The following is a 25,293-nucleotide window of genomic DNA, read 5'->3' on the forward strand; positions in this document are numbered from 1 at the left end:
ACCTGGGCCTCGCCCTCCCCTTACATATCCCCGAGAACCTGCTCGCGCCGATGACGGCGCGGGCAGGCTGGACTGTGTCCGCTAAACAAAGGAACACCTGCGATGAACTTTTCCCAGTTCTTCATCCAAAGGCCGATCTTCGCCGCCGTGCTATCGCTGATCATCCTGATCGGCGGCGCCATCTCGCTGTTTCAGTTGCCGATCAGCGAATACCCGGAAGTCGTACCGCCCACCGTGGTGGTGACTGCCAACTTCCCGGGCGCCAACCCCAAGGTCATCGGTGAAACCGTGGCGTCGCCGCTGGAGCAGGCCATCGTCGGTGTCGAGGGCATGCTGTACATGTCCTCCCAGGCCAACAATGACGGGCGCATGACGCTGACCATCACCTTCGCTCTGGGCACCAACCTGGACACCGCCCAGGTGCAGGTGCAAAACCGCGTGACGCGCACCATGCCGACCCTGCCGACCGAAGTGCAGCGCCTCGGCGTGACGGTCGACAAGGCTTCGCCGGACATGACCATGGTGGTGCACCTGACGTCGCCGGACAACACCTACGACATGCTCTACCTGTCCAACTACGCAGCGTTGAACATCAAGGACGAGCTGTCACGTCTGGACGGTGTCGGTGACGTGCGTCTGTTCGGCCTCGGTGACTACTCGATGCGCGTCTGGCTGGACCCGGACAAGGTCGCCTCGCGCGGGCTGACCGCCACCGACGTGGTCAACGCCATCCGCGAGCAGAACCGCCAGGTAGCCGCCGGCTCGCTGGGCGCGCCGCCCGCCGCCAGCGACACCAGCTTCCAGCTGTCGATCAACGCCCAGGGCCGCCTGGTCAGCGAGGAAGAATTCGAGAACATCGTCATCCGCGCCGGCGAAAACGGTGAAATCACCCGCCTCAAGGACATCGCTCGGATCGAGCTGGGCTCGGAGCAATATGCCCTGCGTTCGCTGCTCAACAACCAGCCTGCCGTGGCCATGCCGATCTTTCAGCGCCCGGGCTCCAACGCCATCGCCATTTCCGATGCGGTGCGTGAGCGCATGGCTGAACTGAAGCAAAGCTTCCCCCAGGGTGTGGATTACGAAATCGTCTACGACCCGACCATCTTCGTGCGCGGCTCCATCGAGGCGGTGGTGCACACCCTGCTCGAAGCCATCGTGCTGGTGGTGCTGGTGGTGATCCTGTTCCTGCAGACCTGGCGCGCCTCGATCATTCCCCTGGCCGCGGTGCCGGTGTCGCTGATCGGCACCTTCGCGGTGATGCACATGTTCGGCTTCTCGCTCAACGCCCTGTCGCTGTTCGGTTTGGTACTGGCGATCGGCATCGTGGTGGACGACGCCATCGTCGTGGTGGAGAACGTCGAGCGCAACATCGGGCTCGGCAAGACGCCGGTCGAAGCTACCAAGCAGGCGATGAAGGAAGTTACCGGCCCTATCGTCGCCACGGCCCTGGTGCTGTGCGCGGTGTTCATCCCTACCGCGTTCATTTCCGGCCTTACCGGGCAGTTCTACCAGCAATTCGCGCTGACCATCGCGATCTCCACGGTGATCTCGGCCTTCAACTCCCTGACCCTGTCGCCGGCCCTCGCCGCCGTGCTGCTCAAGGGCCACCACGAGCCCAAGGACCGTTTCTCCCGCGGCCTGGACCGGCTGTTTGGCGGCTGGCTGTTCGCGCCGTTCAACCGCGTTTTCGAGCGGGCCAGCAATGGTTACGTGGGTACCGTGCGGCGCGTATTGCGTGGCAGCGGCATCGCCCTGATCGTCTATGCGGGCCTCATGGGCCTGACCTACCTGGGCTTCGCCAGCACGCCGACCGGCTTCGTGCCGCCGCAGGACAAACAGTACCTCGTTGCGTTTGCCCAGTTGCCAGATGCCGCCAGCCTGGATCGCAGCGAAGCGGTGATCAAGCAAATGTCCGACCTCGCCTCCAAGCACCCCGGCGTCGCCAACACCGTGGCATTCCCTGGCCTGTCGATCAACGGCTTCACCAACAGCCCGAACAGCGGCATCGTGTTCGTCACCCTGAAGGACTTCGACGAGCGCAAGGACGCGTCGCTGAGCGCCAACGCCATCGCCGCCGAGCTCAATGGGCAGTTCGCAGGCATCCAGGAAGCCTATATCGCCATCTTCCCGCCACCACCGGTGATGGGCCTTGGCACCATCGGCGGCTTCCGCGTGCAGATTCAGGATCGCGCCAACCTGGGCTATGACGAGCTGTACAAGGAGACCCAGAACATCATCGCCAAGAGCCGTCAGGTACCGGAACTGGCCGGCTTGTTCACCAGCTACCAGGTCAACGTGCCGCAGGTCGAGGCCAACATCGATCGTGAGAAGGCCAAGACCCACGGCGTGGACATCGATCAGATCTTCGACACCATGCAGGTCTATCTCGGTTCGCTGTACGCCAACGACTTCAACCGTTTTGGCCGCACTTACCAGGTCAACGTGCAGGCCGATCAGCAGTTCCGCCTGGAGGCCGAGCAGATTGGCCAACTGAAGGTGCGCAACAACCGCGGCGAGATGATTCCGTTGTCGACCTTCGTCAAGGTCAGCGATAGCTCCGGCCCCGACCGGGTGATGCACTACAACGGCTTCATTACCGCGGAAATCAACGGTGCGGCGGCGCCTGGCTACAGCTCCGGCCAGGCCGAAGCGGCAATGGCCAAACTGCTCAAGGAAGAGTTGCCCAACGGCATGAGCTTCGAGTGGACCGAGCTGACCTACCAGCAGATCCTCGCTGGCAACACCGCGCTGTTCGTGTTCCCGCTCTGCGTACTGCTGGCCTTCCTGGTGCTGGCTGCCCAGTACGAAAGCTGGAGCCTGCCGCTGGCGGTGATCCTGATCGTGCCGATGACGCTGCTGTCGGCCATCGCCGGGGTGATCCTAGCCGGTGGTGACAACAACATCTTCACGCAGATCGGTTTGATCGTGCTGGTGGGGCTGGCGTGCAAGAACGCGATTCTCATCGTCGAGTTCGCCAAGGAACAGCAGGAGCATGGGCTGGACCGCGTCGCCGCGGTGCTGGAAGCCTGTCGCCTGCGCCTGCGGCCGATCCTGATGACCAGTTTCGCCTTCATCATGGGCGTGGTGCCCCTGGTGCTGTCCAGCGGCGCCGGTGCGGAAATGCGTCATGCCATGGGCGTCGCGGTGTTCAGCGGCATGCTCGGGGTGACCTTCTTCGGCTTGCTGCTGACACCGGTGTTCTATGTGCTTATCCGCGCCTTCGTGGAAAAACGCGAGGCGCGCAAGGCGGCCCGTCTGCAGGAGGTACAGGCATGAACTCGCTGACCGACATGATCCCTCGTAGCCTGCTGCTGACTGCCCTGGCCCTGGCGCTCAGCGCCTGTGCGGTCGGCCCGGACTACCAGGCGCCACAAAGTGCCACCGTGCACTCGGCGCACAGCGCCGGGGCTGGCTATGACAGCAGCCGCTTCGAAGCCCAGTGGTGGCAGCAGTTCGAGGACCCGACGCTGAGCCAGCTGGTGCAGCAGTCGCTGCAGGACAACCGCGAACTGCGCGTGGCCTACGCCCGCTTGCGTGCCGCTCGGTCGATCCGCGACGACGTCGCCAATGACCGTTTGCCGACCGTGACCAGTCGGGCCAGCAGCGAGATCGGCAAAGGCCAGCAACCCGGAGTTAGCGAGGAACGGGTCAACAGCGAACGCTATGACCTGGGCCTGGACATGGCCTGGGAACTCGATCTGTTCGGCCGTATTCAACGCCAACTGGAAGCCAGCGAAGCGCAGATCGACATTGCCCAGGCCGACTACCAGCAGCTGCAGGTCAGCCTGATCGCGGAACTGGTGGATGCTTACGGCACGCTGCGCGGCGCCCAGTTGCGCGAGCGTATTGCCCGTGATGACCTGGATAACCAGCGCGCCTCGCGAGATATCATCGAGCGCCGCCGTGAGGTTGGGATGGGCAGCGAGCTGGATGTGCTGCGCTCCGATGCCCGCCTGGCCGCCACCGAAGCCACGGTGCCGCGCCTGCAGGCCGAACAGGTGCGTGCCCGTAACCGCATTGCCACCCTGCTCGGCCAGCGCCCGGACCAGCTCAGCGTGGATCTGGCGCCCAGGCCATTGCCGGCCATCTCCAAGGCGCTGCCCATTGGCGACCCCGGCGAGTTGCTGCGCCGGCGGCCGGACATTCGCGCCGCCGAGCGCGAACTGGCTGCCGCCACGGCCCAGGTCGGTGTGGCCACCGCAGACCTCTTCCCGCGGGTCAGCCTGTCGGGGTTCCTCGGATTCACCGCGGGCCGCGGCTCGCAATTGGGTTCGTCTGCGGCGCGTGCCTGGAGCGTAGCCCCGACCATCAGTTGGGCCGCGTTTGACCTGGGCAGCGTGCGCGCCCGCCTGCGCGGCGCCGAGGCGGATGCCGACGGTGCATTGGCCGGTTACGAGCAGCAGGTTTTGCTGGCACTGGAAGAGTCCGAAAACGCCTTCAGCGATTACGGCAAGCGTCAGGAACGCCTGCTCGCCTTGGTGCGCCAGTCGGAGGCCAGCCGCGCGGCGGCGGCACAGGCAGGGTTGCAATACCGCGAAGGCACCGCCGATTTCCTGGTCCTGCTGGACGCCGAGCGTGAGCGCCTGGCCGCCGAAGACAGCCAGGCCCTGGCCGAGGTCGAGCTGTACCAGGGCATCGTCGCCATCTACAAGGCGCTGGGTGGCGGCTGGCAGCCACAGACCTGAGTGCACCGTTCCCTCCCGGCTGGCGTAGCTGGCCATTGATGCCCCACGGTTCATGTCCCTGACCGTGGGGCTTTTTTATGATTCTTCACGCAATCCCGTGACACCGCGATCACTGGCGCGGCGGCGTTGGCATGTGTGCTTGAAAAATGATGATTGCCATCTGAATCCTCGATTGCCGTGCACGCCACCTTCCGGTACAAACGGCACCTGATCGCGGTACTGGCCGCCCCGTATTTCTGGAGAACCCCATGTCCCGCCCTACCACGCCTGCCCCGCTGCTGCTGATGATCGCCCTCGCCAGCGCCGTCATGCTCGCCGGCGCCCTGGTCGCGCAGCACGTCTTTGGCTGGGAACCCTGCACACTGTGCGTGCAGATCCGCCTGTGGCTGGCCCTGGTTTGCGTGCTTGCCCTGCTCTTGAGCGCTGCGGCGGCGGCCCGGCAAACCTGGCTGGTAGTGCTGCTCTGGCCGTTGCTGCTCGCCGCCAGCGGCATGGCGCTGATCGACAACGCGCACGTCACGCTGATCGAACTGGGCGTCATGGAAAGCTTCAGTTGCTCACCCTTCCCGTTCTATTACCAAAGCCTGCCGCTGCACGAGTATTGGCCAGGGGTGTTCATGAGCGGCGGCATCTGCGGCCAGAACGACTACAAGATTCTCGGTCTGCCCTTCACCGTCTGGACCCTGGCCAGCATCGCTGCGCTATTCGCGCTGGTGCTGCTGACCCTGTGGCGCAGCATTCGCGGCAAGCGCTGAGCCGGCATGCGCAAGGTACTGGTCATCGGGTACGTCTGGCCGGAGCCGCGTTCTTCGGCGGCCGGCAGCCGGATGCTCGAGCTGCTCGGGGTATTTCGTGGCCAGGGTTGGCAGGTCACCTTCGCCAGTGCGGCGGCGTTGTCGTCACACCGTGCGGATCTGCACGAGCTGCAGATCGACGAAGTGGAGGTGGCCCTGAACTGCGACACGTTCGACGGCTTCGTCGCCCGACTGCAGCCGGACCTGGTGCTGTTCGACCGTTTCTTCACCGAGGAACAGTTCGCCTGGCGTGTCGAGCGCGCCTGGCCAACGGCGCTGCGAGTGCTCGATACCAGTGACCTGCATTGCCTGCGCGACGCCCGCCATGCACTCCTCAAGGCCAGCCAGAAAAACTGTGGTAATGAAACCGAGCGGCAGCAGGTCGGCCCTGTGCTGGCCACGTCGCAGGTGCTGTACGAAACCATGGCCGGCAGCGACATCGCGCAACGTGAAGTCGCCTCGATCTATCGCTGCGATCTGACGCTAGTGATTTCCGGGTTCGAAATGACCCTGTTGCAGGAGCATTTCGGGGTACCACCTGCACTGCTTCTTGACTGCGCGCTGATGCTCATCCCTCCCGTGGTCGACGAACTGCCCTTCGCCGAACGGCAGCACTTCCTGAGCATCGGCAACTTCCGCCATGCGCCGAACTGGGATGCAGTGCTATGGCTCAAACACGCCCTCTGGCCACTGATTCGCGCGCGCCTGCCCCAGGCTCAGTTGCACGTGTATGGCGCCTACCCGCCGCCCAAGGCAACCGCACTGCACAACCCCAAACAGGGCTTCCATGTACTGGGCTGGGTCGACGATGCGCACCGGGTGATGGCCCAGGCCAGGGTTTGCCTGGCGCCGCTGCGCTTTGGTGCGGGGATCAAGGGCAAGCTGGCCGATGCCATGGCCTGCGGCACTCCCAGCGTCACCACACCGATAGGCAGCGAAGGCATGCATGGCGACCAGCCCTGGCCGGGGCGAATCGCCGTGGATGCGGACGCTTTCGCCGCGCACGCGGTGCTGCTTTATCAGGACCAGTTGCACTGGTTCGAGGCGCAGCAGCAGGGTCGCGCATTGCTCGCCAGCCGTTTCGATCGCGCTTGCCTTGGCCAGGCGCTCGTCACCCGGCTCGAAGCGCTGTGGGCAACCCGCGAGTTGCACCGGCGGCGCAATTTCGTCGGCCTGATGCTGCGCCACCACCAGCACAAGAGCACGCAGTACATGTCGCAGTGGATTGCCGCAAAAAACGCTGCTACAAGGCTGTAATCCGGTGGCTGATCGCTAATCTGCCGAGCTTCATGCAGCACCTCGGACGGATGTCACAAATATGGCGCCATGATTGCAGTAGAATTTGCACCCAGCCGTAACCGGTTCTCGCACGGACGCTTCTGCCAACCAGTGTCCGACCAAAAATACTCGATAAGAATAAGGTCACCCGCATGTTCAAAAAGATCGCCGTTGCGGCCGCCTGCGCCCTGACGCTCACCTCCTACACCGCTCTCGCCCAGGAAGCGCCCCTGGTCATCAAACTCGCCCACGTGGTGACCGATGACACGCCCAAAGGTCAGGGTGCCCTAATGTTCCAGCGCCTGGTCGATCAACGCCTGGGAGGCAAGGTCAAGGTCGAGGTCTACCCGAACTCCTCGCTGTACGGCGATGCCAACGAACTGGAAGCGCTGCGCAACAACGAGGTGCAGATGCTCGCCCCGTCGCTGGCCAAGTTCGACAAGTACACCAAGCAGTTGCAGGTCTTCGACCTGCCGTTCATGTTCGATGACCTGGATGCGGTCAACCGCTTCCAGAAGCGTGCCAAGGGCCGCCAGCTGCTGCGCTCCATGGAAGACCAGAACATTGTCGGCCTGGCCTACTGGCACAACGGCATGAAGCAGATGTCGGCGACCAAGGCGCTGCGCCTGCCCGGCGATGCCGCTGGCCTGAACTTCCGCATCCAGAACTCCAACGTGCTCGATGCGCAGTTCGCCCAACTGGGCGCCAAGTCGGTGAAAATGCCATTCGCCGAGGTCTACAAAGGCTTGCAGAGTGGTCAGGTGCAGGGCGCCGAGAACCCCTGGTCGAACCTGTACAGCCAGAGGCTGCATGAGGTGCAGCCGTTCATTACCGAAACCAACCACGGCGTGCTCGACTACATGCTGATCAGCAACACGCGATTCTGGTACGGCATCCCCCACCAGATCCGTACCGAGCTGGAAGCCATCATCGACGAGGTGACCTACGCGGTAAATCGCCAGGCCGAAGAAGCCAACCTCGCCGACCGTCGCCGTATCGAGGCATCCGGCAAGAGCCAGATCATCACCCTCACCGCTGAACAGCGCGATGCCTGGCGTGAAGCCATGCGTCCGGTGTGGCAGCAGTTCGAAGCCGAGATCGGCAGCGATGTGATCAAGGCGGCGCAGACGGTCAATCGCAAGCGCCAGGATTGACCCCCTCAGCCTGGGCGCAGCATGGCGCCCAGGCTTCTTATCTGCGCAGCCGGGTCACCGGCTGCGTCGCCGCAGGGTTATCAATCCCTGTGCTGGGCGCCTTCGAACCATGCCAGCTTGTCGCGCAGTTGCACCACCTCGCCGATGATAACCAGCGTCGGCGCGTGTACCTCGTGGCGCGCGACCAGGTCCGGCAGGTTGGCCAGGGTGCCGGTGAACACCCGCTGATTTTCAGTGGTGCCCTGCTGCACCAGTGCCGCAGGCGTGCTCGCGGCACGGCCGTGGGCGACCAACTGCTGGCAGATGGTCGGCAGGCCGACCAGACCCATGTAGAACACCAGTGTCTGGCTGGGCGCGATCAGTTCCGACCAGGGCAGGTCGGCGCTGCCGTCCTTGAGGTGGCCAGTGACGAAACGCACCGACTGGGCGTGATCACGGTGGGTCAGCGGAATACCCGCATAGGCTGAACAGCCGCTGGCCGCAGTGATGCCGGGCACCACCTGGAAGGGAATGCCGTGGGCGGCCAATTGTTCGATCTCCTCGCCGCCGCGGCCGAAGATGAACGGGTCTCCACCCTTGAGGCGCAGCACCCGCTTGCCGGCCTTGGCCAGGTCGATCAGGCGCTGGTTGATCTGTTCCTGCGGAACCGCATGCTCGGCGCGACGCTTGCCGACGTAGATGCGCTCGGCATCGCGGCGGCACAGTTCGATGATCGCCGGTGCCACCAGACGGTCGTAGAGCACCACGTCGGCCTGCTGCATCAGACGCAGGGCGCGAAAGGTCAGCAGGTCCGGATCACCAGGCCCGGCACCGACCAGGTAGACCTCGCCGAGGGCCCGAGGCGCCGCTCCGTTGACCTTGTCTTCGAGCAGACGGCGTGCTTCGCCGAGTTTGCCGGCGAATACGCTTTCGGCGATCTGCCCCTGGAACACGTCTTCCCAGAATACGCGGCGCTGTTGCACATCGGGAAACAGGCTCTTGACCTGGGCGCGGAACACTTTCGCCAGGCCGGCCAGTTGGCCATAGGTGGCGGGAATCCACGTTTCGATCTTGGCGCGAATCAGCCGAGCCAGCACCGGCGCGTCGCCGCCGCTGCTGATGGCTACGATCAACGGCGAGCGATCGACGATGGCCGGGAAGATCACGCTGCACAACGCCGGTGCGTCGACCACATTGACCGGAATCCCGAGTGCCTGAGCCTGCTCGGATATCTGCGCATTGAGCGGCACGTCGTCGGTGGCCGCGATGACCAGCGACACGCCCTGCAGGTCGCTTGGCTGGTACTCGCGCACCAGCAGCTCACCGCCCCCCTGCCCGACCAGCTCACGCAGCTCCGTGCCGACCTCGGGCGACACCACGCGCAGCAACGCGCCGGCATCCGCCAGCAGGCGCGCCTTGCGCAGGGCGATCTCGCCGCCGCCGATCACCAGAGCGCGACGACCCTGCAGTTTGTGGAACAGGGGAAGAAAGTCCATGACGAAGCCCGCTACAGTCGCCCGCAAGTGACGAGATGAAAATAATGACCCCGAGATCAACTCGGGGTCGGCGCTACTGCCTGGAGGGCGCCATCAACTGGCGTTGCCTGCCTGCATCATTCAGATGACCTCGATACCGCCCATGTATGGCTTCAGCACCTCGGGCACGCGAATGGTGCCATCGGCCTGCTGGTAGTTCTCCAGTACCGCAACCAGCGTGCGGCCCACTGCCAGGCCGGAGCCATTGAGTGTATGCAGCAGTTCCGGTTTGCCGGTTTCCGGGTTGCGGTAGCGCGCCTGCATCCGGCGGGCCTGGAAGTCGCCGCAGTTGGAGCAGGACGAAATCTCGCGGTACTTGTCCTGGCTCGGCACCCAGACTTCCAGGTCGTAGGTCTTGGTCGCGCTGAAGCCCATATCGCCGGTGCACAGCGCCAGGACGCGGTACGGCAGTTCGAGCAATTGCAGCACCTTTTCGGCATGGCCGGTCAGTTCTTCCAACGCGTCGAAGGATTTGCCCGGCTCGACCACGTGGACCATTTCGACCTTGTCGAACTGGTGCTGGCGAATCATGCCGCGGGTATCACGGCCCGACGCACCGGCTTCGCTGCGGAAGCACGGCGTGTGGGCGACGAACTTCAGCGGCAGCTCTTTGGCGTCGACGATTTCGCCGGCAACGATATTGGTCAGCGACACCTCGGCGGTCGGTATCAGATAGAAATCGGCCTCGCCCTCGCGGCTGATCTTGAACAGATCTTCCTCGAACTTCGGCAGTTGGCCGGTGCCCTGCAGTGCTGGTGCCTGCACCAGATAAGGCGTGTAGGCCTCTTCGTAGCCATGCTCGGCGGTGTGCAGGTTGATCATGAACTGAGCCAGGGCGCGGTGCAGGCGGGCGATCGGGCCGCGCAGCAGGGCGAAGCGGGCGCCCGATAGTTTGGCGGCGGTTTCGAAATCCAGCCAGCCGTGCTGTTCGCCGAGGCTGACGTGATCCTGCACGGCGAAGTCGAAGGCTCTGGGCGTACCCCAGCGGCGCACTTCGACGTTGTCGTCTTCATCCGCACCTACCGGTACCGACTCGTGCGGCAGGTTGGGAATGCTCAACAGCAGGTTGTCCAGTTCCGCCTGGATGGCGTCCAGTTCACGCTTGCCCTCTTCCAGCTCGCTGCCCATGCGGTCGACGTCGGCCAGCAGCGGCGCAATGTCTTCGCCGCGCTGCTTGGCCTGGCCGATGGACTTGGATCGACTGTTGCGCTCGGCCTGCAATTGCTCGGTACGGGTCTGAACGGACTTGCGCTGCGCCTCCAGGGCTTCGACGCGGGTCACGTCCAGTTCATAGCCACGGGTGGCCAGACGCTGGGCAATGTCGTGCAGTTGGCTGCGCACCAGTTTGGAATCGAGCATTTCAGGTTCTCGTCGATCAGAGTTTGGTTAGCGAAAGGCCTGCCCAGGTGGCAAGCAGGCCGCCCAGGACACTGACCGCCACGTAGCCAAGGGCCAGTGGGGCCTGGCTGCCTTCCAGCAGGCGCAGGGTGTCCAGGGAAAATGAAGAAAAAGTGGTGAAACCGCCAAGCACGCCAACGATCAGCCCGGCACGAATCGGCAGGGGGACGTCGGGGCGAAGCAGGAACAGCCCGTAGAGTACCCCGATCAGCAGACAGCCGACGAGGTTCACCAGCAGGGTCGCCAGATAGAAATGCTGCGGCCAATGCGCATTGACCCAGTTGCCCGTGGCAAATCGCGCCAGGGTGCCGCATGCACCACCTGCGGCGACGGCAACGAGCGTGACGATCATGACGTTCTCCGCTGCCGCGGGCTGCTGGCATCCTGCTCGGCCAGGTGGGCGAGCTTGTCGCGGATCTTCAGTTCCAGGCCACGTGGTACCGGCTGGTAATAACGGCGCGGCTCGAGATCTTCCGGGAAGTAGTCTTCGCCGGCGGCATAGGCATCGGGTTCGTCATGGGCGTAGCGGTATTCGTCGCCATAACCGAGCTCTTTCATCAGTTTGGTCGGTGCGTTGCGCAGGTGTAGCGGCACTTCGCGGGAGCCGTTCTCGGCGACGTCGCGCTTGGCCGCGTTGAAAGCACTGTAAACCGCGTTGCTCTTTGGCGCGCAAGCCAGGTAAACGATGGCCTGCGCCACCGCCAGTTCACCTTCGGGGCTGCCCAGGCGTTCCTGCACGTCCCAGGCATTGAGGCACAACGTCAGGGCGCGCGGGTCGGCATTGCCAACCTCCTCGCTGGCCATGCGCACCACGCGCCGGGCGATGTACAGCGGGTCGCAGCCGCCGTCGAGCATGCGCGCGAACCAGTACAGCGCGCCGTCCGGGCTGGAGCCGCGTACCGATTTGTGCAGCGCGGAAATCTGGTCGTAGAAAGCTTCGCCACCCTTGTCGAAACGCCGCCGGGTATCGCCCAGCAGGTCGAGCAGCAACGCGGGGCTGATCTCGCTGCCGTCCTCGGCCAGGTCGGCGGCGTTCTCGAGAAAATTCAGAAAGCGCCGACCATCACCGTCCGCGGCACTCTTGAGGATCTCGAAGCTCTCATCCGGCACGCTCAACCGCCGTTCACCGAGGCCCTTGGTTTCGCTCAGTGCACGCTCGACCAGCTTGCGCAGCGCCGCATCATCCAGGCTCTTGAGCACGTAGACGCGAGCACGAGACAGCAAGGCATTGTTGAGCTCGAACGAGGGGTTTTCCGTGGTCGCGCCGATGAAGATCAGCGTGCCGTCTTCGACATAGGGCAGAAAGGCATCCTGCTGCGACTTGTTGAAGCGATGCACTTCATCGACGAACAGGATGGTACGCCGGCCATACTGCGCGGCGTGCTGCTTGGCCACTTCCACGGCCTGGCGGATTTCCTTGACCCCGGACAGCACCGCGGAAATCGTCTCGAAGTGCGCATCGGTGACCTGGGCCAGCAGGCGTGCCAGGGTGGTTTTACCGACCCCGGGCGGCCCCCAGAAAATCATCGAGTGCAGGGCGCCCTGCTCCAGCGCTTCGCGCAACGGTTTGCCACGGGCCAGCAGGTGCTCCTGGCCGACGTATTCGTCCAGCGTGGTCGCCCTTAGACGGGCGGCCAGTGGCTGGGCGACGGGCGCGCTGCGAAACAGATCCACGACTTACCTACTCTTGAATGACGTCTGCACCCTCGGGGATTTCGAAGCTGAACTGCTTGTCATCCAGGGGTTCGTTCATCTTCACGCTCATGAACAGAATATTGGTGCGCTGGCCGATGCTGTCGATCAGTTGCATGTCATTGAGCACGCCGTTGCGAAAGGACAGACGCAGGCTGTCGAACAGGGTGTCCTTGGACTTCGGCTTGAGGATGAAGTCCACCACGCTGCCGCCTTCCTTGAAGGTGATCTCGAAGTTTTCACGAATTTGCGAAACGTCGCCGGAAAGCAGCAGGGCTGGCGTGTGGGTCAGGCGCTGGTCGAGCGACTGGATGGTCACCTGCTCGAGGTCCGGGTCGTACAACCACACCTGCTTGCCATCGGACACCAGCAACTGCTCCATCGGCTCGTCGGTGTGCCAGCGGAACAGGCCAGGGCGCTTGAGTGCCAACTCGCCGGAAGTTTCCTGCAACTGGGTACCGCTGCCATCCAGGGACAGCTGCGAGAAGCGCGCAGTGATGGTCTGCGCCTGGTTGAGCAACTCGGTCAGGCGTTTGACCGCAGCCTCGTCGTCAGCGTGGGCGAACAGGCTCGCGGTGGTGAGCACGGCGAGCAGCATCAGGCGAATCAGGCGCATGTGAATCCTCTTTCAGATTAATCGCGGTTCTGCCCGGGTGCGATGACCTCGCGCGAGCCGTTGGTATTCATCGGGGTGACCACGCCGGCCATTTCCATCGCTTCGATCATGCGCGCGGCACGGTTGTAGCCGATCTTCAGTTTGCGCTGCACCGAGGAGATGGATGCGCGGCGGCTTTCCAGCACGAAATTGACCGCTTCGTCGTACAGTGGGTCCGACTCGCTGTCGTCGCCGCCTTCCGAACTGCCGCCTCCTCCGTCGAAACCGCCACCGCCCTCTTCCGAGCCGGCCAGGATGTCTTCGTTGTAATCCGGTGCGCCGCGAAGCTTCCAGGCCTCGACCACACGGTGCACCTCCTCGTCGGAGACGAAGGCGCCGTGCACGCGGATCGGCAGGCTGGTGCCGGGTGGCATGTAGAGCATGTCACCGTGGCCCAGCAGCTGTTCGGCGCCGCCCTGGTCGATGATGGTGCGCGAGTCGATCTTGCTGGACACCTGGAACGCCATGCGCGTCGGGATGTTGGCCTTGATCAGACCGGTGATCACGTCCACCGACGGCCGCTGGGTCGCGAGGATCAGGTGAATACCGGCCGCCCGCGCTTTCTGGGCAATACGTGCGATCAGCTCTTCGACCTTCTTGCCGACGATCATCATCATGTCGGCGAATTCGTCGACCACCACCACGATGGTCGGCAGGGTCTTCAGCAGCGGGGCTTCGTCTTCCATGCTTTCGCGGCGATACAACGGGTCGGAGAGCGGTTCGCCGGCCTCGATGGCATCCTTCACCTTGCGGTTGAAGCCCGCCAGGTTACGCACCCCCATCTTCGACATCAGCTTGTAGCGGCGCTCCATCTCGGCGACGCTCCAGCGCAGCGCATTGGCGGCCTCCTTCATGTCGGTGACCACCGGGCACAGCAGGTGCGGAATGCCTTCGTAGATCGACAACTCGAGCATTTTCGGGTCGATCATGATCATCTTGGCGTCTTCGGGGCCGGACTTGAAGAGGATCGACAGGATCATCGCGTTCACGCCCACCGATTTACCGGAGCCGGTGGTACCGGCCACCAGCAAGTGCGGCATCTTCGCCAGGTCGGTGATCACCGGCTTGCCGCCGATGTCGTGGCCCAGGGCCAGAGTGACCGGCGACTTGGCGTCGTCGTACTCCGGGGTCGACAGCACTTCGGAGAAGCGCACGATCTGGCGGTTCTCGTTGGGAATTTCGATGCCGACGGTGGTCTTGCCGGGAATCACTTCAACCACCCGTACGCTGGTCACCGCCAGCGAACGCGCCAGGTCCTTGGCAAGGTTGGCGATACGGCTGACCTTGACGCCGGCGGCGGGCTGGATTTCATAACGGGTAATCACCGGGCCGGGGTGGATCGAGTCGACCGACACCTCGACGCCGAATTCCTTGAGTTTGATCTCCAGCAGATGCCCCACCCCTGCCAGCGACTCGGGCGAGTACTCGATCTTCTTAGCTTCGGCCGGGTCAAGCAGCGAGATGGGCGGCAAGGTGCCTTCCACGGCGCTGTCGATGAACAAGGGTGCCTGCTTCTCTTTCTGTACGCGCTTGCTCGGCTCGGGAGCCTTGGGGGGCGGCGGTGCTGAAATCACCGGAGCGGGACGGCTTTCGCGCTCGATCATGTGCTTGCTGAGCGCTTCTTCACGCTCGATCAGACGCTCCTTGACCTTGGCCTGCTCGCGGCGGTCACGCACCACGGGAGCAGCCACGTCGTGGACGCGCTCGTCAACTTCGCGCAACTGAGCGACCAGTTGCTTGCGGTCCTGACGCGAACTCCACCAGCGATTGACCACACTCTGCACCAGCTCCAGCAGATCCAGGGTGATCTTGCCGGTCAGGTCCATGACCTTGAACCACGAGAGGTCAGTGAACACGGTCAGGCCGAACAGGAACAGGGCGATGAACAACAACGTGCTGCCCTGCACGTTCAGGGCGGCGACGGTCAGTTGCCCGAGGCTTTCACCCAGCGCGCCACCGGCCGATGCCGGCATGCCCGCGCTGCTCTGGAAATGGATATAGGCCAGGGCCGCGCCAGACAGCACCAGAAATACCAGGCCGATCAGCCGCCATGAAAACAGCCAGCCGCTCCAGTGCCAGGGTTCGTGCCGGGCACGGAACACCTGCAGCGCCTTGATGCCGAGCAGCAGTGGGAACAGGTAGGCGAAATAGCCCAGGGCCATGAACAGCACGTCGGCGAACCAGGCGCCCGCACGACCGGCGGCGTTGTGCACCTGCTGGACATTGCTGGTATGGGTCCAGCCCGGGTCGGCCGGGTCGTAGGTAAGCAGTGCCATCCACACATAGAGGCACAACGCACCGAGAGCGATCAGCGCGCCCTCCTTGAGACGATACGGCAGTTGCTGGCGCCAGGCAGGCGCCGGTGCTGTAGAGCTAGAATTCTTCAAAACGCATCTGTTCCTGCGCCGGTAGCGCGCCGAATGATCGGTGGAGGACGAAATGCCGCCATTGTACGGCAAGCTGCGCCTGTGATGGGGAGCTGATCGCCCCACCGGCTCCCGCTTGTTCCATGCTTCGGTGTAGCATAGCGGCCACTATTCGTCCGTGCGGCTCAATTTGAGCATGCATTCTCTTTTGTGACAAAGGCTTATGAGGTGTTTTTATGAGCGAAGTCAAGCATTCCCGCCTGATTATCCTGGGCTCGGGGCCAGCCGGTTACAGCGCCGCCGTGTACGCCGCTCGTGCCAATCTGAAGCCTGTCATCATCACCGGTATCCAGCCAGGCGGTCAGCTCACCACCACCACCGAAGTCGATAACTGGCCAGGTGACGTGGAAGGCCTGACAGGCCCGGGTTTGATGGAGCGCATGCAGAAACACGCCGAGCGCTTCGAAACCGAGATCATCTACGACCACATCCACACTGCCGAGTTGCAGAGCCGGCCGTTCACCCTCAAGGGCGACAGCGGCACCTATACCTGCGATGCGCTGATCATTGCCACTGGCGCTTCGGCGCAGTACCTGGGCCTGCCGTCAGAAGAAGCCTTCGCCGGTAAAGGCGTTTCCGCCTGTGCGACCTGCGACGGCTTCTTCTATCGCAACCAGGTGGTGGCGGTCATCGGCGGCGGCAATACCGCTGTCGAAGAAGCGCTGTACCTGTCCAACATCGCCAAGGAAGTGCACCTGGTGCACCGTCGCGACAAGCTGCGCTCGGAGAAGATTCTTCAGGACAAGTTGTTCGACAAGGCCGCCAACGGCAACGTGCGCCTGCACTGGAACCACACCCTGGACGAAGTGCTCGGCGATGCCAGCGGCGTGACCGGCGCCCGGTTGCGCAATACCCAGGATGGCAGCAGCCATGAGCTGCCACTGGCCGGTGTATTCATCGCCATTGGCCACAAGCCCAACACCGACCTGTTCCAGGGCCAGCTGGAAATGCGCGACGGCTACCTGTTGATCAAGGGCGGCAACGAAGGCAATGCCACGGCCACCAGCATCGAGGGTGTATTCGCCGCGGGCGATGTCGCCGACCACGTCTACCGCCAGGCCATCACCTCGGCCGGCGCAGGCTGCATGGCGGCTCTCGACGTCGAAAAATTCCTCGACGACAATTAAGCCCTGCTGACGACTCAGCGCAGCCCTGTGGCTTGCGCTGATCACCTCCTGCGGATTCAACTCCGCCCTCCCCTGCCGCGGTTTCTCCCATGCTCACCTGGTTGCAACGCGACTCGCTGACCTTTCCACCACTCGACAAAGCCTTGCGCGAGCCCAACGGGCTGCTGGCGGCGGGAGGCGATCTGCGTGCCGAGCGCCTGATCGCTGCCTACCGGCATGGCTGCTTCCCCTGGTACCAGGACGGCCAGCCCCTGCTGTGGTGGTCCCCGGACCCGCGCACCGTGCTGTTTCCAGGCGAGCTGCATGTGTCGCGAAGCCTGCGCAAGGTGCTTCGCCAAGGGCATTATCAGGTCAGTTTCGACCAGGCCTTTGCGGCCGTCATCCAGGCATGCGCCGCGCCACGCGACTACGCCGATGGCACCTGGATCACCACGCCCATGCAGCAGGCCTATATCGCGCTGCACGAGCAGGGCCTGGCCCACAGCGTGGAGGTCTGGCAGGAAGGCACACTGGTCGGCGGCCTTTACGGGCTGGCGATGGGTCGGTTGTTTTTTGGCGAGTCGATGTTCAGCCGTGCCGACAACGCTTCCAAGGTGGGCTTCGTGACCCTGGTCGAGCACCTCGAACAATGGGGCTTCGAGCTGATCGACTGCCAGATGCCGACTCAGCACCTGCATAGCCTGGGCGCGCGGGCCATCAGCCGGGTAGCCTTTGCCGATTACCTGCAGCGTTTCCTCGATCAGCCGAGCACCGCGTCCTGGCAGATCGGCGTAGCACTGGCCGACCGGTGACCGCATCATTCTGGTCGGCTTGCGCTGGCTGACATACACTGATTCAAGGCTAAATCCAGGAGTCGATCATGACCGAGCTGGCTCGCCTGAAGTTCTACGCCACCCAACCGCATCCTTGCAGCTACCTGTCCGACGAGCAGGCCACCACCCTGTTTCTCGATCCCAGCCAGCCCATGGATGCGCAAACCTATGCCGAGCTGTCCGAACTCGGCTTCCGGCGTAGCGGCGATCACCTCTACCGCCCGCATTGCCAGCGGTGTAGCGCTTGCGTGCCGGCACGGATCCCGGCTGCCCGGTTCATGCCCAACCGCCAGCAGCGGCGAATCAGCAAGCGCAACGAGTCGGTACAGGTACGTGCGGTGAGACCGCTGTTTACCGAGGAATACTATGCGCTGTACGTGCGTTACATCGAGCAGCGCCATGCCGACGGCGACATGTATCCGCCCAGTCGCGAGCAGTTCGCCACCTTCCTGGTACGTGACCTGTCGTTTTCGTGCTTTTACGAGTTCCGGGACGATGGCCGCCTGCTGGCCATTGCGGTGACCGACGTGCTGCCCAACGGATTGTCGGCGGTGTATACCTTCTATGACCCCGACGAGGAACGCCGCAGCCTGGGCCGCTTCGCCATTCTCTGGCAGATCGATGAAGCTCGGCGCATGGGGCTTCAGGCGGTTTACCTGGGCTATTGGATCAAGAACTGCCGGAAGATGAACTACAAGACGCAGTACCGCCCGATCGAACTGTTCGTCAATCAGCGCTGGGTCGCGCTCACCTGACAACGCCCGGCGGTGCCGTGGCCAAAAGCCCGTATCCCGCTCGGTTGCAAACCCCGCCTGCCCGCAAGTGCGAGTAAACGCAGCGCTCCCCGAACCGCTTGTTCACGCCGCAAGATTTTGCACCGTAATCCCACTTGCACCGAAACAGGAACAGACCCTTGGCGTCAACCCTGGTTTTCGGGCACAATGCATGCCGCTTTTGCCTGGGGCCAGTTGCGCCGGGCCATTCATTGGATACCGAGGGCTTTACTGCATGTCGAAAGAAGACAGCTTCGAAATGGAAGGCACTGTCGTCGACACCCTGCCCAACACCATGTTTCGCGTGGAGTTGGAAAACGGGCACGTCGTTACCGCGCACATCTCCGGAAAGATGCGCAAGAATTACATCCGCATTCTGACTGGTGACAAGGTGCGCGTAGAGCTGACACCTTACGATCTGAGCAAGGGTCGTATCACCTACCGCGCCCGCTAACAGGCAGGAAGCCACGCTTCCCACCTGCCAGCACGCGCACACGAAAACGCCCGGCATATGCCGGGCGTTTTCGTGTGCGTCGTTTGCCGAGCGCGTTCAGCTTGGCGGGCCCGAGGGCCCGCCAAATCGCGTTAGGCCATTTCCGCCGTGGTCTCGAATTCGAACGTCAGCTCGCCGTTCTCCAGGTTCACGTGGACGGTACCACCATGCTCGGACAGCTCGCCGAAGAGGATCTCCTCCGCCAGCGGACGCTTGATGCGGTCCTGGATGAGCCGTGACATCGGCCGTGCACCCATCTGCACGTCGTAGCCCTGCTCTGCCAGCCAGTCACGTGCAGCATTGCTGACCTCGAGCATGACGCGCTTGTCTTCGAGCTGCGCCTGCAACTCGATGAGAAACTTGTCGACGATGCTCTTGATCGTTTCGTGGCTGAGCCGGCCGAACTGGATAATGGTATCCAGGCGGTTGCGGAACTCCGGCGTGAAGCTCTTCTTGATCACTTCCATGGCGTCGGAGGAGTGATCCTGATAGGTGAAGCCAATCGACGCACGCGCGGCGGTTTCCGCGCCGGCGTTGGTGGTCATGATCAGGATCACGTTGCGGAAGTCCGCCTTGCGCCCGTTGTTGTCGGTCAGCGTGCCGTGGTCCATGACCTGCAGCAGCAGGTTGAAGACTTCCGGGTGCGCCTTCTCGATCTCATCGAGCAACAGCACGCAATGCGGCTGTTTGGTGATCGCCTCGGTCAGCAGACCGCCCTGGTCGAAGCCGACATAGCCGGGTGGTGCGCCGATCAAACGGGACACGGTATGCCGCTCCATGTACTCGGACATGTCGAAACGCACCAGCTCCACCCCGAGTGCCTTGGACAGCTGGCGAGCCGCCTCGGTCTTGCCGACGCCGGTCGGGCCGGCAAACAGGAACGAGCCCACTGGCTTGTCCGGCGCCTTGAGGCCGGCACGCGACAGCTTGATGGCCGTCGCCAGCGAATCGATGGCGGCATCCTGGCCGAATACGGTCAGTTTCAGGTCACGCTCCAGGTTACGCAGCAATTCCTTGTCGGAGCTGCTGACGTGCTTTGGCGGAATGCGTGCGATCTTGGCGACGATGTCTTCGACCTGCGGCACATCGATGCGCTTGAGGCGCTTGTCCTGCGGCTGCAGGCGCTGGTAAGCGCCTGCTTCGTCGATCACGTCGATGGCCTTGTCCGGCATGTGGCGGTCGTTGATGTAGCGCGACGCCAGCTCGGCAGCGGCGCGCAGGGCCTCATCGCTGTACTCGATGTCATGGTGCTGCTCGAAGCGACCTTTGAGCCCGCGCAAGATGCCGATGGTGTCTTCCACCGACGGCTCGACCACGTCGACCTTCTGGAAGCGCCGCGCCAGGGCGCGATCCTTCTCGAAGATGCCGCGAAACTCCTGGAAGGTGGTGGAGCCTATGCAGCGGATCTCGCCCGACGACAATGCCGGCTTGAGCAGATTGGACGCATCCATTACCCCGCCAGACGCGGCGCCGGCACCGATGATGGTGTGGATCTCGTCGATGAACAGGATCGCGTGCGGGCGCTTGCGCAGCTCGGTCAGCAATGCCTTGAGTCGCTTCTCGAAATCGCCGCGGTACTTGGTGCCGGCCAGCAGCGCGCCCAGGTCAAGGGAATACACGACGCTGTCGGCGAGCAGGTCGGGCACCTGATTGTCGACGATGCGCTTGGCCAGGCCTTCGGCGATGGCCGTCTTGCCGACGCCCGCTTCGCCGACCAGCAACGGGTTGTTCTTGCGGCGGCGGGCGAGGATCTGCGCCACGCGCTCGACTTCATGCTCGCGACCCACCAGCGGGTCGATACGGCCCTGGCGAGCCAGCTCGTTCAGGTTGCTGGCATAGGCATCCAGCGGGTTGCTGGAGGCTGCAGACTCGCCACCCTCTTCGTCCTGCATTTCCTGCTCGGCATCCGGTGCAGCGCCCTGCCCGGGCACCTTGGAGATGCCATGGGCAATGAAGTTGACGACATCGATGCGTGCCACGCTCTGCTGCTTGAGCAGGAACACGGCCTGGCTTTCCTGCTCGCTGAAGATCGCTACCAGCACATTGGCGCCGGTCACTTCGCGCTTGCCCGAACTCTGCACGTGGAATACCGCACGCTGCAGAACGCGCTGGAAACCCAGGGTAGGTTGCGTTTCGCGCTCTTCGTCGTGCTGCGGAATCAGCGGTGTGGTGGAGTCGATGAACTCCTGCAGGTCGTTGCGCAGTTTGTCCAGGCTGGCGCCGCAGGCGCGCAGCACACTGGCTGCGGCCTCGTTATCCAGAAGAGCCAGCAGGAGGTGCTCCACCGTCATGAACTCATGACGCTTTGCACGTGCCTCCTTGAAGGCAAGATTGAGGGTGACTTCGAGCTCTCGATTTAACATAGCTTCACCTCATGCCCAAGCGGCCGGCGTTAACCGTCCTTCTCGATTTCACAGAGTAATGGATGCTGGCTTTCCCGCGCGTACTGATTGACCTGTGTAGCCTTGGTCTCGGCAATGTCGCGGGTGTAGAGACCGCAGACGGCGCGACCTTCGGTGTGCACGGTCAACATGATCCTGGTCGCCACCTCGCGATTGAGGTTGAAGAAGGTCTCAAGTATCTCGACCACGAAATCCATGGGGGTGTAGTCATCATTGAACAAGACCACCTTATAGAGCGGAGGCGCCTGCAATGCCGGCTTGGATTCCTCGACGGCAACTCCCGACGAGTCGTCCTCATGCGGTGCGGGTCGATCCTGATTGAATGTTAGTCGAATCTGGCTACTTGCATGCATGCTGGATTTAAAAGGTTCGTGAGTGAATGGAAACCGATAGCAGAGAATATGACCCGTTTATCGCTGCTTCGTGCGTTGCCTTGACTATAGGCAAAAGGGTGTTACAACCAATGGATACCCCTACGGGGTCAAAGGGCTTGCGCAGGTGAGAGCAGTCTCATGAGCGCGGGATCTAATGTGGATGATACTCCAGCAATGGGGTTCCTTGCAGAGGGATATCAGCATGCTAAGTGGTAAGGTCAAGTGGTTCAACAACGCCAAAGGTTACGGATTCATTCTGGCCGATGGCAGAGATGAGGACCTGTTCGCCCATTATTCAGCCATCCAGATGGACGGGTATAAAACGCTGAAGGCTGGGCAAGCCGTGAGCTTCGATATTATTCAAGGCCCCAAAGGCCTCCACGCCGTGAACATCAGCGCTGCCCAGGCGGCGTCCGAGGTTGCCACCACCACCGCCACCAGCAGAGTGCGCGGGGAGCCGGTCGAGGTCTGATCCGTTCGTCACTGCCTACCCAAAAGAAGCCGGTCGCAAGACCGGCTTTTTTATTCCTGGCTCGCCCTGGGCTCAGTCCCTGTGAGCTGAGCGTTCAAAGATAGGCCGTCGTGACCGAGAGGCGCCTGATACCGGCGCGCCGCTCGACTCGTTGCACGACAGTAGCGGCGCATGCAACTTGGCCACTGCCATCGTCCGCGGGTTTGATATACTCGGGCGCTGACTGAGTAGTCATTGAGGCGCATTCGCCTGGAGTACGGCTTCCAGCACCTGTCGTGCCGACCTTGTTGAGGCGAATTGCCTGCCCATCGGTCGATTGCGGCACCCAACATCATCGGGATGGAACTTCGAATTCACATCATTGATGCCGCGCTGTGGCCAGAAGCCACCTCACCCGGATCAGTGCCTTGTGCAAGTTCAGCAAAAAGAGAGTTAAATCAAATATGACCACACGCTCGAAGATTATCTACACCCTCACCGACGAAGCCCCCGCGCTCGCGACCTACTCCCTGCTCCCCATCGTCAAAGCCTTTACCGCCTCCTCCGATATCGCCGTGGAAACCCGCGACATTTCGCTGGCCGGCCGTATCCTGGCCCTGTTCCCCGAGTTTCTGAGCGATGCTCAAAAACAGGGTGATCACCTGGCAGAGCTGGGCGCACTGGCTACCACGCCAGAAGCCAATATCATCAAACTGCCGAACATCAGCGCTTCCGTGCCGCAGCTCAAGGCCGCGATCAAGGAACTGCAGGCCCAGGGCTACGCCCTGCCCGACTACCCGGACACTGGCGACAGCGACGAAGCCCGCGACATCCGCAGCCGCTATGACAAGGTCAAGGGCAGCGCCGTGAACCCGGTTCTGCGCGAAGGCAACTCTGATCGGCGCGCACCGCTGTCGGTCAAGAACTATGCCCGCAAGCACCCGCACAAGATGGGCGCCTGGACGGCAGACTCCAAGTCCCACGTGGCGCACATGGCTAGCGGCGACTTCTATGGCAGCGAAAAGGCCGTCCTGATCGATGCCAAAGGCAGCGTCAAGATCGAGCTGATCGGCGCTGATGGCAACAGCACCGTGCTGAAAGAAAAAACCGCCGTGCTGGCTGACGAACTCCTGGATTGCTCGGTACTGAGCAAGAAGGCGCTGCGCAGCTTCATCGCGGCCGAAATCGAAGACGCCAAGAAACAAGGCGTGCTGTTCTCCGTTCACCTGAAAGCCACCATGATGAAGGTCTCCGACCCGATCATCTTTGGCCAGATCGTTGCCGAGTTCTACAAGTCGGCTCTGGACAAGCACGCTGCTGCCCTGCAGGAAGCCGGTTTCAACCTGAACAACGGTATCGGCGACCTGTACTCCAGCATCAAGAAGCTGCCGGCTGACAAACAGGCCGAGATCGAAGCCGACATCAAGGCCGTCTATGCCGAGCGCCCGGCCCTGGCCATGGTCAACTCCGACAAGGGCATCACCAACCTGCACGTGCCCAGCGACGTGATCGTCGATGCTTCGATGCCCGCGATGATTCGCGATTCGGGCAAGATGTGGAACACCGCAGGCGAGCTGCAGGACGCCAAGGCGGTGATTCCGGATCGCTGCTACGCGAGCATCTACCAGGCGGTGATCGAAGACTGCAAGGCCAATGGCGCCTTCAACCCGACCACCATGGGCAGTGTGCCGAACGTCGGCCTCATGGCGCAGAAAGCCGAAGAGTACGGCTCCCACGACAAGACCTTCCAGATCCAGGCCAATGGTGTGGTGCGCGTCAGCGATGCCAGCGGCAAGGTATTGATGGAGCAGCAGGTGGAAGAAGGCGACATCTTCCGCATGTGCCAGACCAAGGACGCGCCGATCCAGGACTGGGTCAAGCTGGCCGTCAACCGTGCCCGCCTGAGCGACACCCCGGCGGTGTTCTGGCTGGACCCGGCGCGCGCCCACGACGCCGAAATGATCAAGAAGGTCGAAAAGTACCTTAAGGACCACGACACCAGCGGCCTGGACATTCGCGTACTGTCGCCGGTCGAGGCCATCAAGTTCTCCCTGGCGCGCATCCGCGACGGCAAGGACACCATCTCGGTGACCGGCAACGTTCTGCGTGATTACCTGACCGACCTGTTCCCGATCATGGAGCTGGGCACCAGCGCCAAGATGCTGTCGATCGTCCCGCTGATGAGCGGCGGCGGCCTGTTCGAAACCGGCGCTGGCGGCTCCGCGCCCAAGCACGTTCAGCAACTGGTCGAGGAGAACTTCCTGCGCTGGGATTCGCTGGGCGAATTCCTGGCGCTGGCAGCTTCCCTGGAGCACCTGGGCAACACCTACAGCAACCCGAAGGCACTGGTGTTGAGCAAGACTCTGGACGAGGCTACTGGTCAGTTCCTGGACAATGACAAATCCCCGGCACGCAAGGTGGGCGGTATCGACAACCGTGGCAGCCACTTCTACCTGGCGCTGTACTGGGCCCAGGCCCTGGCCGCACAGACCGAAGACGCTGCGCTGCAGGCGCAGTTCGCGCCGCTGGCCAAGGCACTGAGCGACAGCGAAGCCAAGATCGTTGCCGAACTGAACGCTGTACAGGGCAAACCGGCACAGATCGGCGGCTACTACGCGCCGGACAAGGCCCTGACCGAAAAAGTCATGCGCCCGAGCGAAACCCTCAACGCAGCCCTGGCCTCCCTGGCCTGAGCAATGCATTGATGCAGGTGTAGCATCGACAACCCCGGCCCCGTGCCGGGGTTGTCGTTTTCAGTACCTGAAAAGGAGTCAGCATGGACTGGCATGCACATGTCACCGTCGCCACCATCGTCGAGCACGAGGGGCGCTTTCTGTTCGTCGAAGAACTCAAGGGCGGTCGCCTGGTGCTCAACCAGCCCGCCGGCCACCTTGAGCCCCGCGAAAGCCTGCAGCAGGCGGCGGTGAGGGAAACCCTGGAGGAGACCGGCTGCGACGTCGAGCTCACCGGCGTGACCGGTATTTATCTATACACCGCGCCAAGCAACGGTGTGACCTACCAGCGCATCTGTTTTACCGCCAGGCTGCTCAAGCACCATCCGGAGCGGGCGCTGGACAGCGACATCAGCGGCATCCGCTGGCTGACCCCCGAACAGCTGAAAGCCGAGGCCGAGCGCTTGCGCAGCATGCTGGTGCTGCGCTGCCTGGACGATTACCTGGCGGGTGCCCGCTTCCCCCTCAGCCTGGTTCATGAGCCGATGTAACGGCGCTCGCGCGTTGGCCTGAAACGTCCTGCGCATCCTGAT

At 62.9% G+C, this 25,293-nt stretch carries 20 protein-coding genes; 12 read left to right on the forward strand and 8 right to left on the reverse strand.

The features are described from left to right. Nucleotides 1-102: 102 nt before the first annotated feature. From ACZ0AV_RS02090 to ACZ0AV_RS02110, 5 genes are all read left to right on the forward strand, one after another. Nucleotides 103-3,276, forward strand: coding sequence for an efflux RND transporter permease subunit (locus ACZ0AV_RS02090; protein ID WP_499149508.1), 3,174 nt, complete (start codon nt 103-105; stop codon nt 3,274-3,276). 14 nt (nt 3,277-3,290) lie between these two features. After that, nucleotides 3,291-4,685 carry an efflux transporter outer membrane subunit gene (locus ACZ0AV_RS02095; RefSeq protein WP_499153265.1) on the forward strand — a complete coding sequence of 465 codons (1,395 nt, stop codon included), beginning with the start codon at nt 3,291-3,293 and terminating at the stop codon, nt 4,683-4,685. A 248-nt stretch (nt 4,686-4,933) separates the two neighbouring features. Then, on the forward strand, nt 4,934-5,440 hold the full coding sequence (locus ACZ0AV_RS02100) for a disulfide bond formation protein B (RefSeq protein WP_499149509.1): 507 nt from the start codon (nt 4,934-4,936) through the stop codon (nt 5,438-5,440). A gap of 6 nt (nt 5,441-5,446) precedes the next feature. Next, nucleotides 5,447-6,736, forward strand: a complete 1,290-nt coding sequence (locus tag ACZ0AV_RS02105; RefSeq protein WP_499149510.1) for a glycosyltransferase — start codon at nt 5,447-5,449, stop codon at nt 6,734-6,736. A gap of 173 nt (nt 6,737-6,909) precedes the next feature. Then, the gene (locus ACZ0AV_RS02110) at nt 6,910-7,911 is read left to right on the forward strand and encodes a TRAP transporter substrate-binding protein (RefSeq protein ID WP_499149511.1); all 1,002 of its coding nucleotides are present in this window, start codon (nt 6,910-6,912) and stop codon (nt 7,909-7,911) included. 80 nt (nt 7,912-7,991) lie between these two features. Here the strand turns inward: ACZ0AV_RS02110 and cysG are convergent, their stop codons facing one another. From cysG to ftsK, 6 genes are all read right to left on the reverse strand, one after another. After that, nucleotides 7,992-9,386: a siroheme synthase CysG gene (gene cysG, locus ACZ0AV_RS02115; protein ID WP_499149512.1), complete on the reverse strand. Its 1,395-nt coding sequence runs from the start codon at nt 9,384-9,386 to the stop codon at nt 7,992-7,994. A gap of 120 nt (nt 9,387-9,506) precedes the next feature. Further along, the gene (gene serS, locus ACZ0AV_RS02120) at nt 9,507-10,784 is read right to left on the reverse strand and encodes a serine--tRNA ligase (RefSeq protein ID WP_499149513.1); all 1,278 of its coding nucleotides are present in this window, start codon (nt 10,782-10,784) and stop codon (nt 9,507-9,509) included. A gap of 16 nt (nt 10,785-10,800) precedes the next feature. Further along, nucleotides 10,801-11,175, reverse strand: coding sequence for a fluoride efflux transporter CrcB (gene crcB / locus ACZ0AV_RS02125; protein ID WP_499149514.1), 375 nt, complete (start codon nt 11,173-11,175; stop codon nt 10,801-10,803). Beyond that, the gene (locus tag ACZ0AV_RS02130) at nt 11,172-12,497 is read right to left on the reverse strand and encodes a replication-associated recombination protein A (RefSeq protein WP_499149515.1); all 1,326 of its coding nucleotides are present in this window, start codon (nt 12,495-12,497) and stop codon (nt 11,172-11,174) included. The genes crcB and ACZ0AV_RS02130 overlap by 4 nt, the downstream gene beginning before the upstream one ends. 7 nt (nt 12,498-12,504) lie before the next feature. Further along, complete coding sequence (gene lolA, locus ACZ0AV_RS02135) at nt 12,505-13,131, reverse strand: outer membrane lipoprotein periplasmic chaperone LolA (protein ID WP_499149516.1); 627 nt, start codon at nt 13,129-13,131, stop codon at nt 12,505-12,507. Between the two features lie 17 nt (nt 13,132-13,148). Beyond that, nucleotides 13,149-15,557, reverse strand: coding sequence for a DNA translocase FtsK (ftsK, locus tag ACZ0AV_RS02140; RefSeq protein ID WP_499149517.1), 2,409 nt, complete (start codon nt 15,555-15,557; stop codon nt 13,149-13,151). A gap of 215 nt (nt 15,558-15,772) precedes the next feature. Between ftsK and trxB the strand changes: the two genes are divergently transcribed. The 4 genes from trxB (at nt 15,773) to infA (ending at nt 18,762) form a co-directional block, all read left to right on the forward strand. Continuing rightward, a complete protein-coding gene (gene trxB / locus ACZ0AV_RS02145; RefSeq protein WP_499149518.1) occupies nt 15,773-16,723 on the forward strand; it encodes a thioredoxin-disulfide reductase in 951 nt (316 codons plus the stop codon). An 89-nt stretch (nt 16,724-16,812) separates the two neighbouring features. After that, nucleotides 16,813-17,514 carry a leucyl/phenylalanyl-tRNA--protein transferase gene (gene aat / locus ACZ0AV_RS02150; protein WP_499149519.1) on the forward strand — a complete coding sequence of 234 codons (702 nt, stop codon included), beginning with the start codon at nt 16,813-16,815 and terminating at the stop codon, nt 17,512-17,514. A gap of 68 nt (nt 17,515-17,582) precedes the next feature. Then, nucleotides 17,583-18,290 carry an arginyltransferase gene (locus ACZ0AV_RS02155; protein ID WP_499149520.1) on the forward strand — a complete coding sequence of 236 codons (708 nt, stop codon included), beginning with the start codon at nt 17,583-17,585 and terminating at the stop codon, nt 18,288-18,290. Nucleotides 18,291-18,543: 253 nt separating this feature from the next. Continuing rightward, nucleotides 18,544-18,762: a translation initiation factor IF-1 gene (gene infA, locus ACZ0AV_RS02160; RefSeq protein WP_002553999.1), complete on the forward strand. Its 219-nt coding sequence runs from the start codon at nt 18,544-18,546 to the stop codon at nt 18,760-18,762. Nucleotides 18,763-18,893: 131 nt separating this feature from the next. Here the strand turns inward: infA and clpA are convergent, their stop codons facing one another. Both clpA and clpS read right to left on the reverse strand, forming a co-directional pair. After that, nucleotides 18,894-21,164, reverse strand: coding sequence for an ATP-dependent Clp protease ATP-binding subunit ClpA (gene clpA / locus ACZ0AV_RS02165; protein WP_499149521.1), 2,271 nt, complete (start codon nt 21,162-21,164; stop codon nt 18,894-18,896). Nucleotides 21,165-21,193: 29 nt separating this feature from the next. Then, nucleotides 21,194-21,556, reverse strand: coding sequence for an ATP-dependent Clp protease adapter ClpS (gene clpS / locus ACZ0AV_RS02170; RefSeq protein ID WP_499149522.1), 363 nt, complete (start codon nt 21,554-21,556; stop codon nt 21,194-21,196). A 223-nt stretch (nt 21,557-21,779) separates the two neighbouring features. Between clpS and cspD the strand changes: the two genes are divergently transcribed. The 3 genes from cspD (at nt 21,780) to ACZ0AV_RS02185 (ending at nt 25,251) form a co-directional block, all read left to right on the forward strand. After that, entirely contained in the window at nt 21,780-22,049 is a 270-nt protein-coding gene (cspD, locus tag ACZ0AV_RS02175; RefSeq protein ID WP_499149523.1) for a cold shock domain-containing protein CspD, read from the forward strand. 443 nt (nt 22,050-22,492) lie between these two features. Beyond that, complete coding sequence (locus ACZ0AV_RS02180; RefSeq protein WP_499149524.1) at nt 22,493-24,721, forward strand: NADP-dependent isocitrate dehydrogenase; 2,229 nt, start codon at nt 22,493-22,495, stop codon at nt 24,719-24,721. Nucleotides 24,722-24,804: 83 nt separating this feature from the next. After that, nucleotides 24,805-25,251: an NUDIX hydrolase gene (locus ACZ0AV_RS02185; RefSeq protein ID WP_499149525.1), complete on the forward strand. Its 447-nt coding sequence runs from the start codon at nt 24,805-24,807 to the stop codon at nt 25,249-25,251. Nucleotides 25,252-25,293: the final 42 nt, after the last annotated feature.

Source organism: Pseudomonas sp. AC532, from assembly GCF_979258965.1.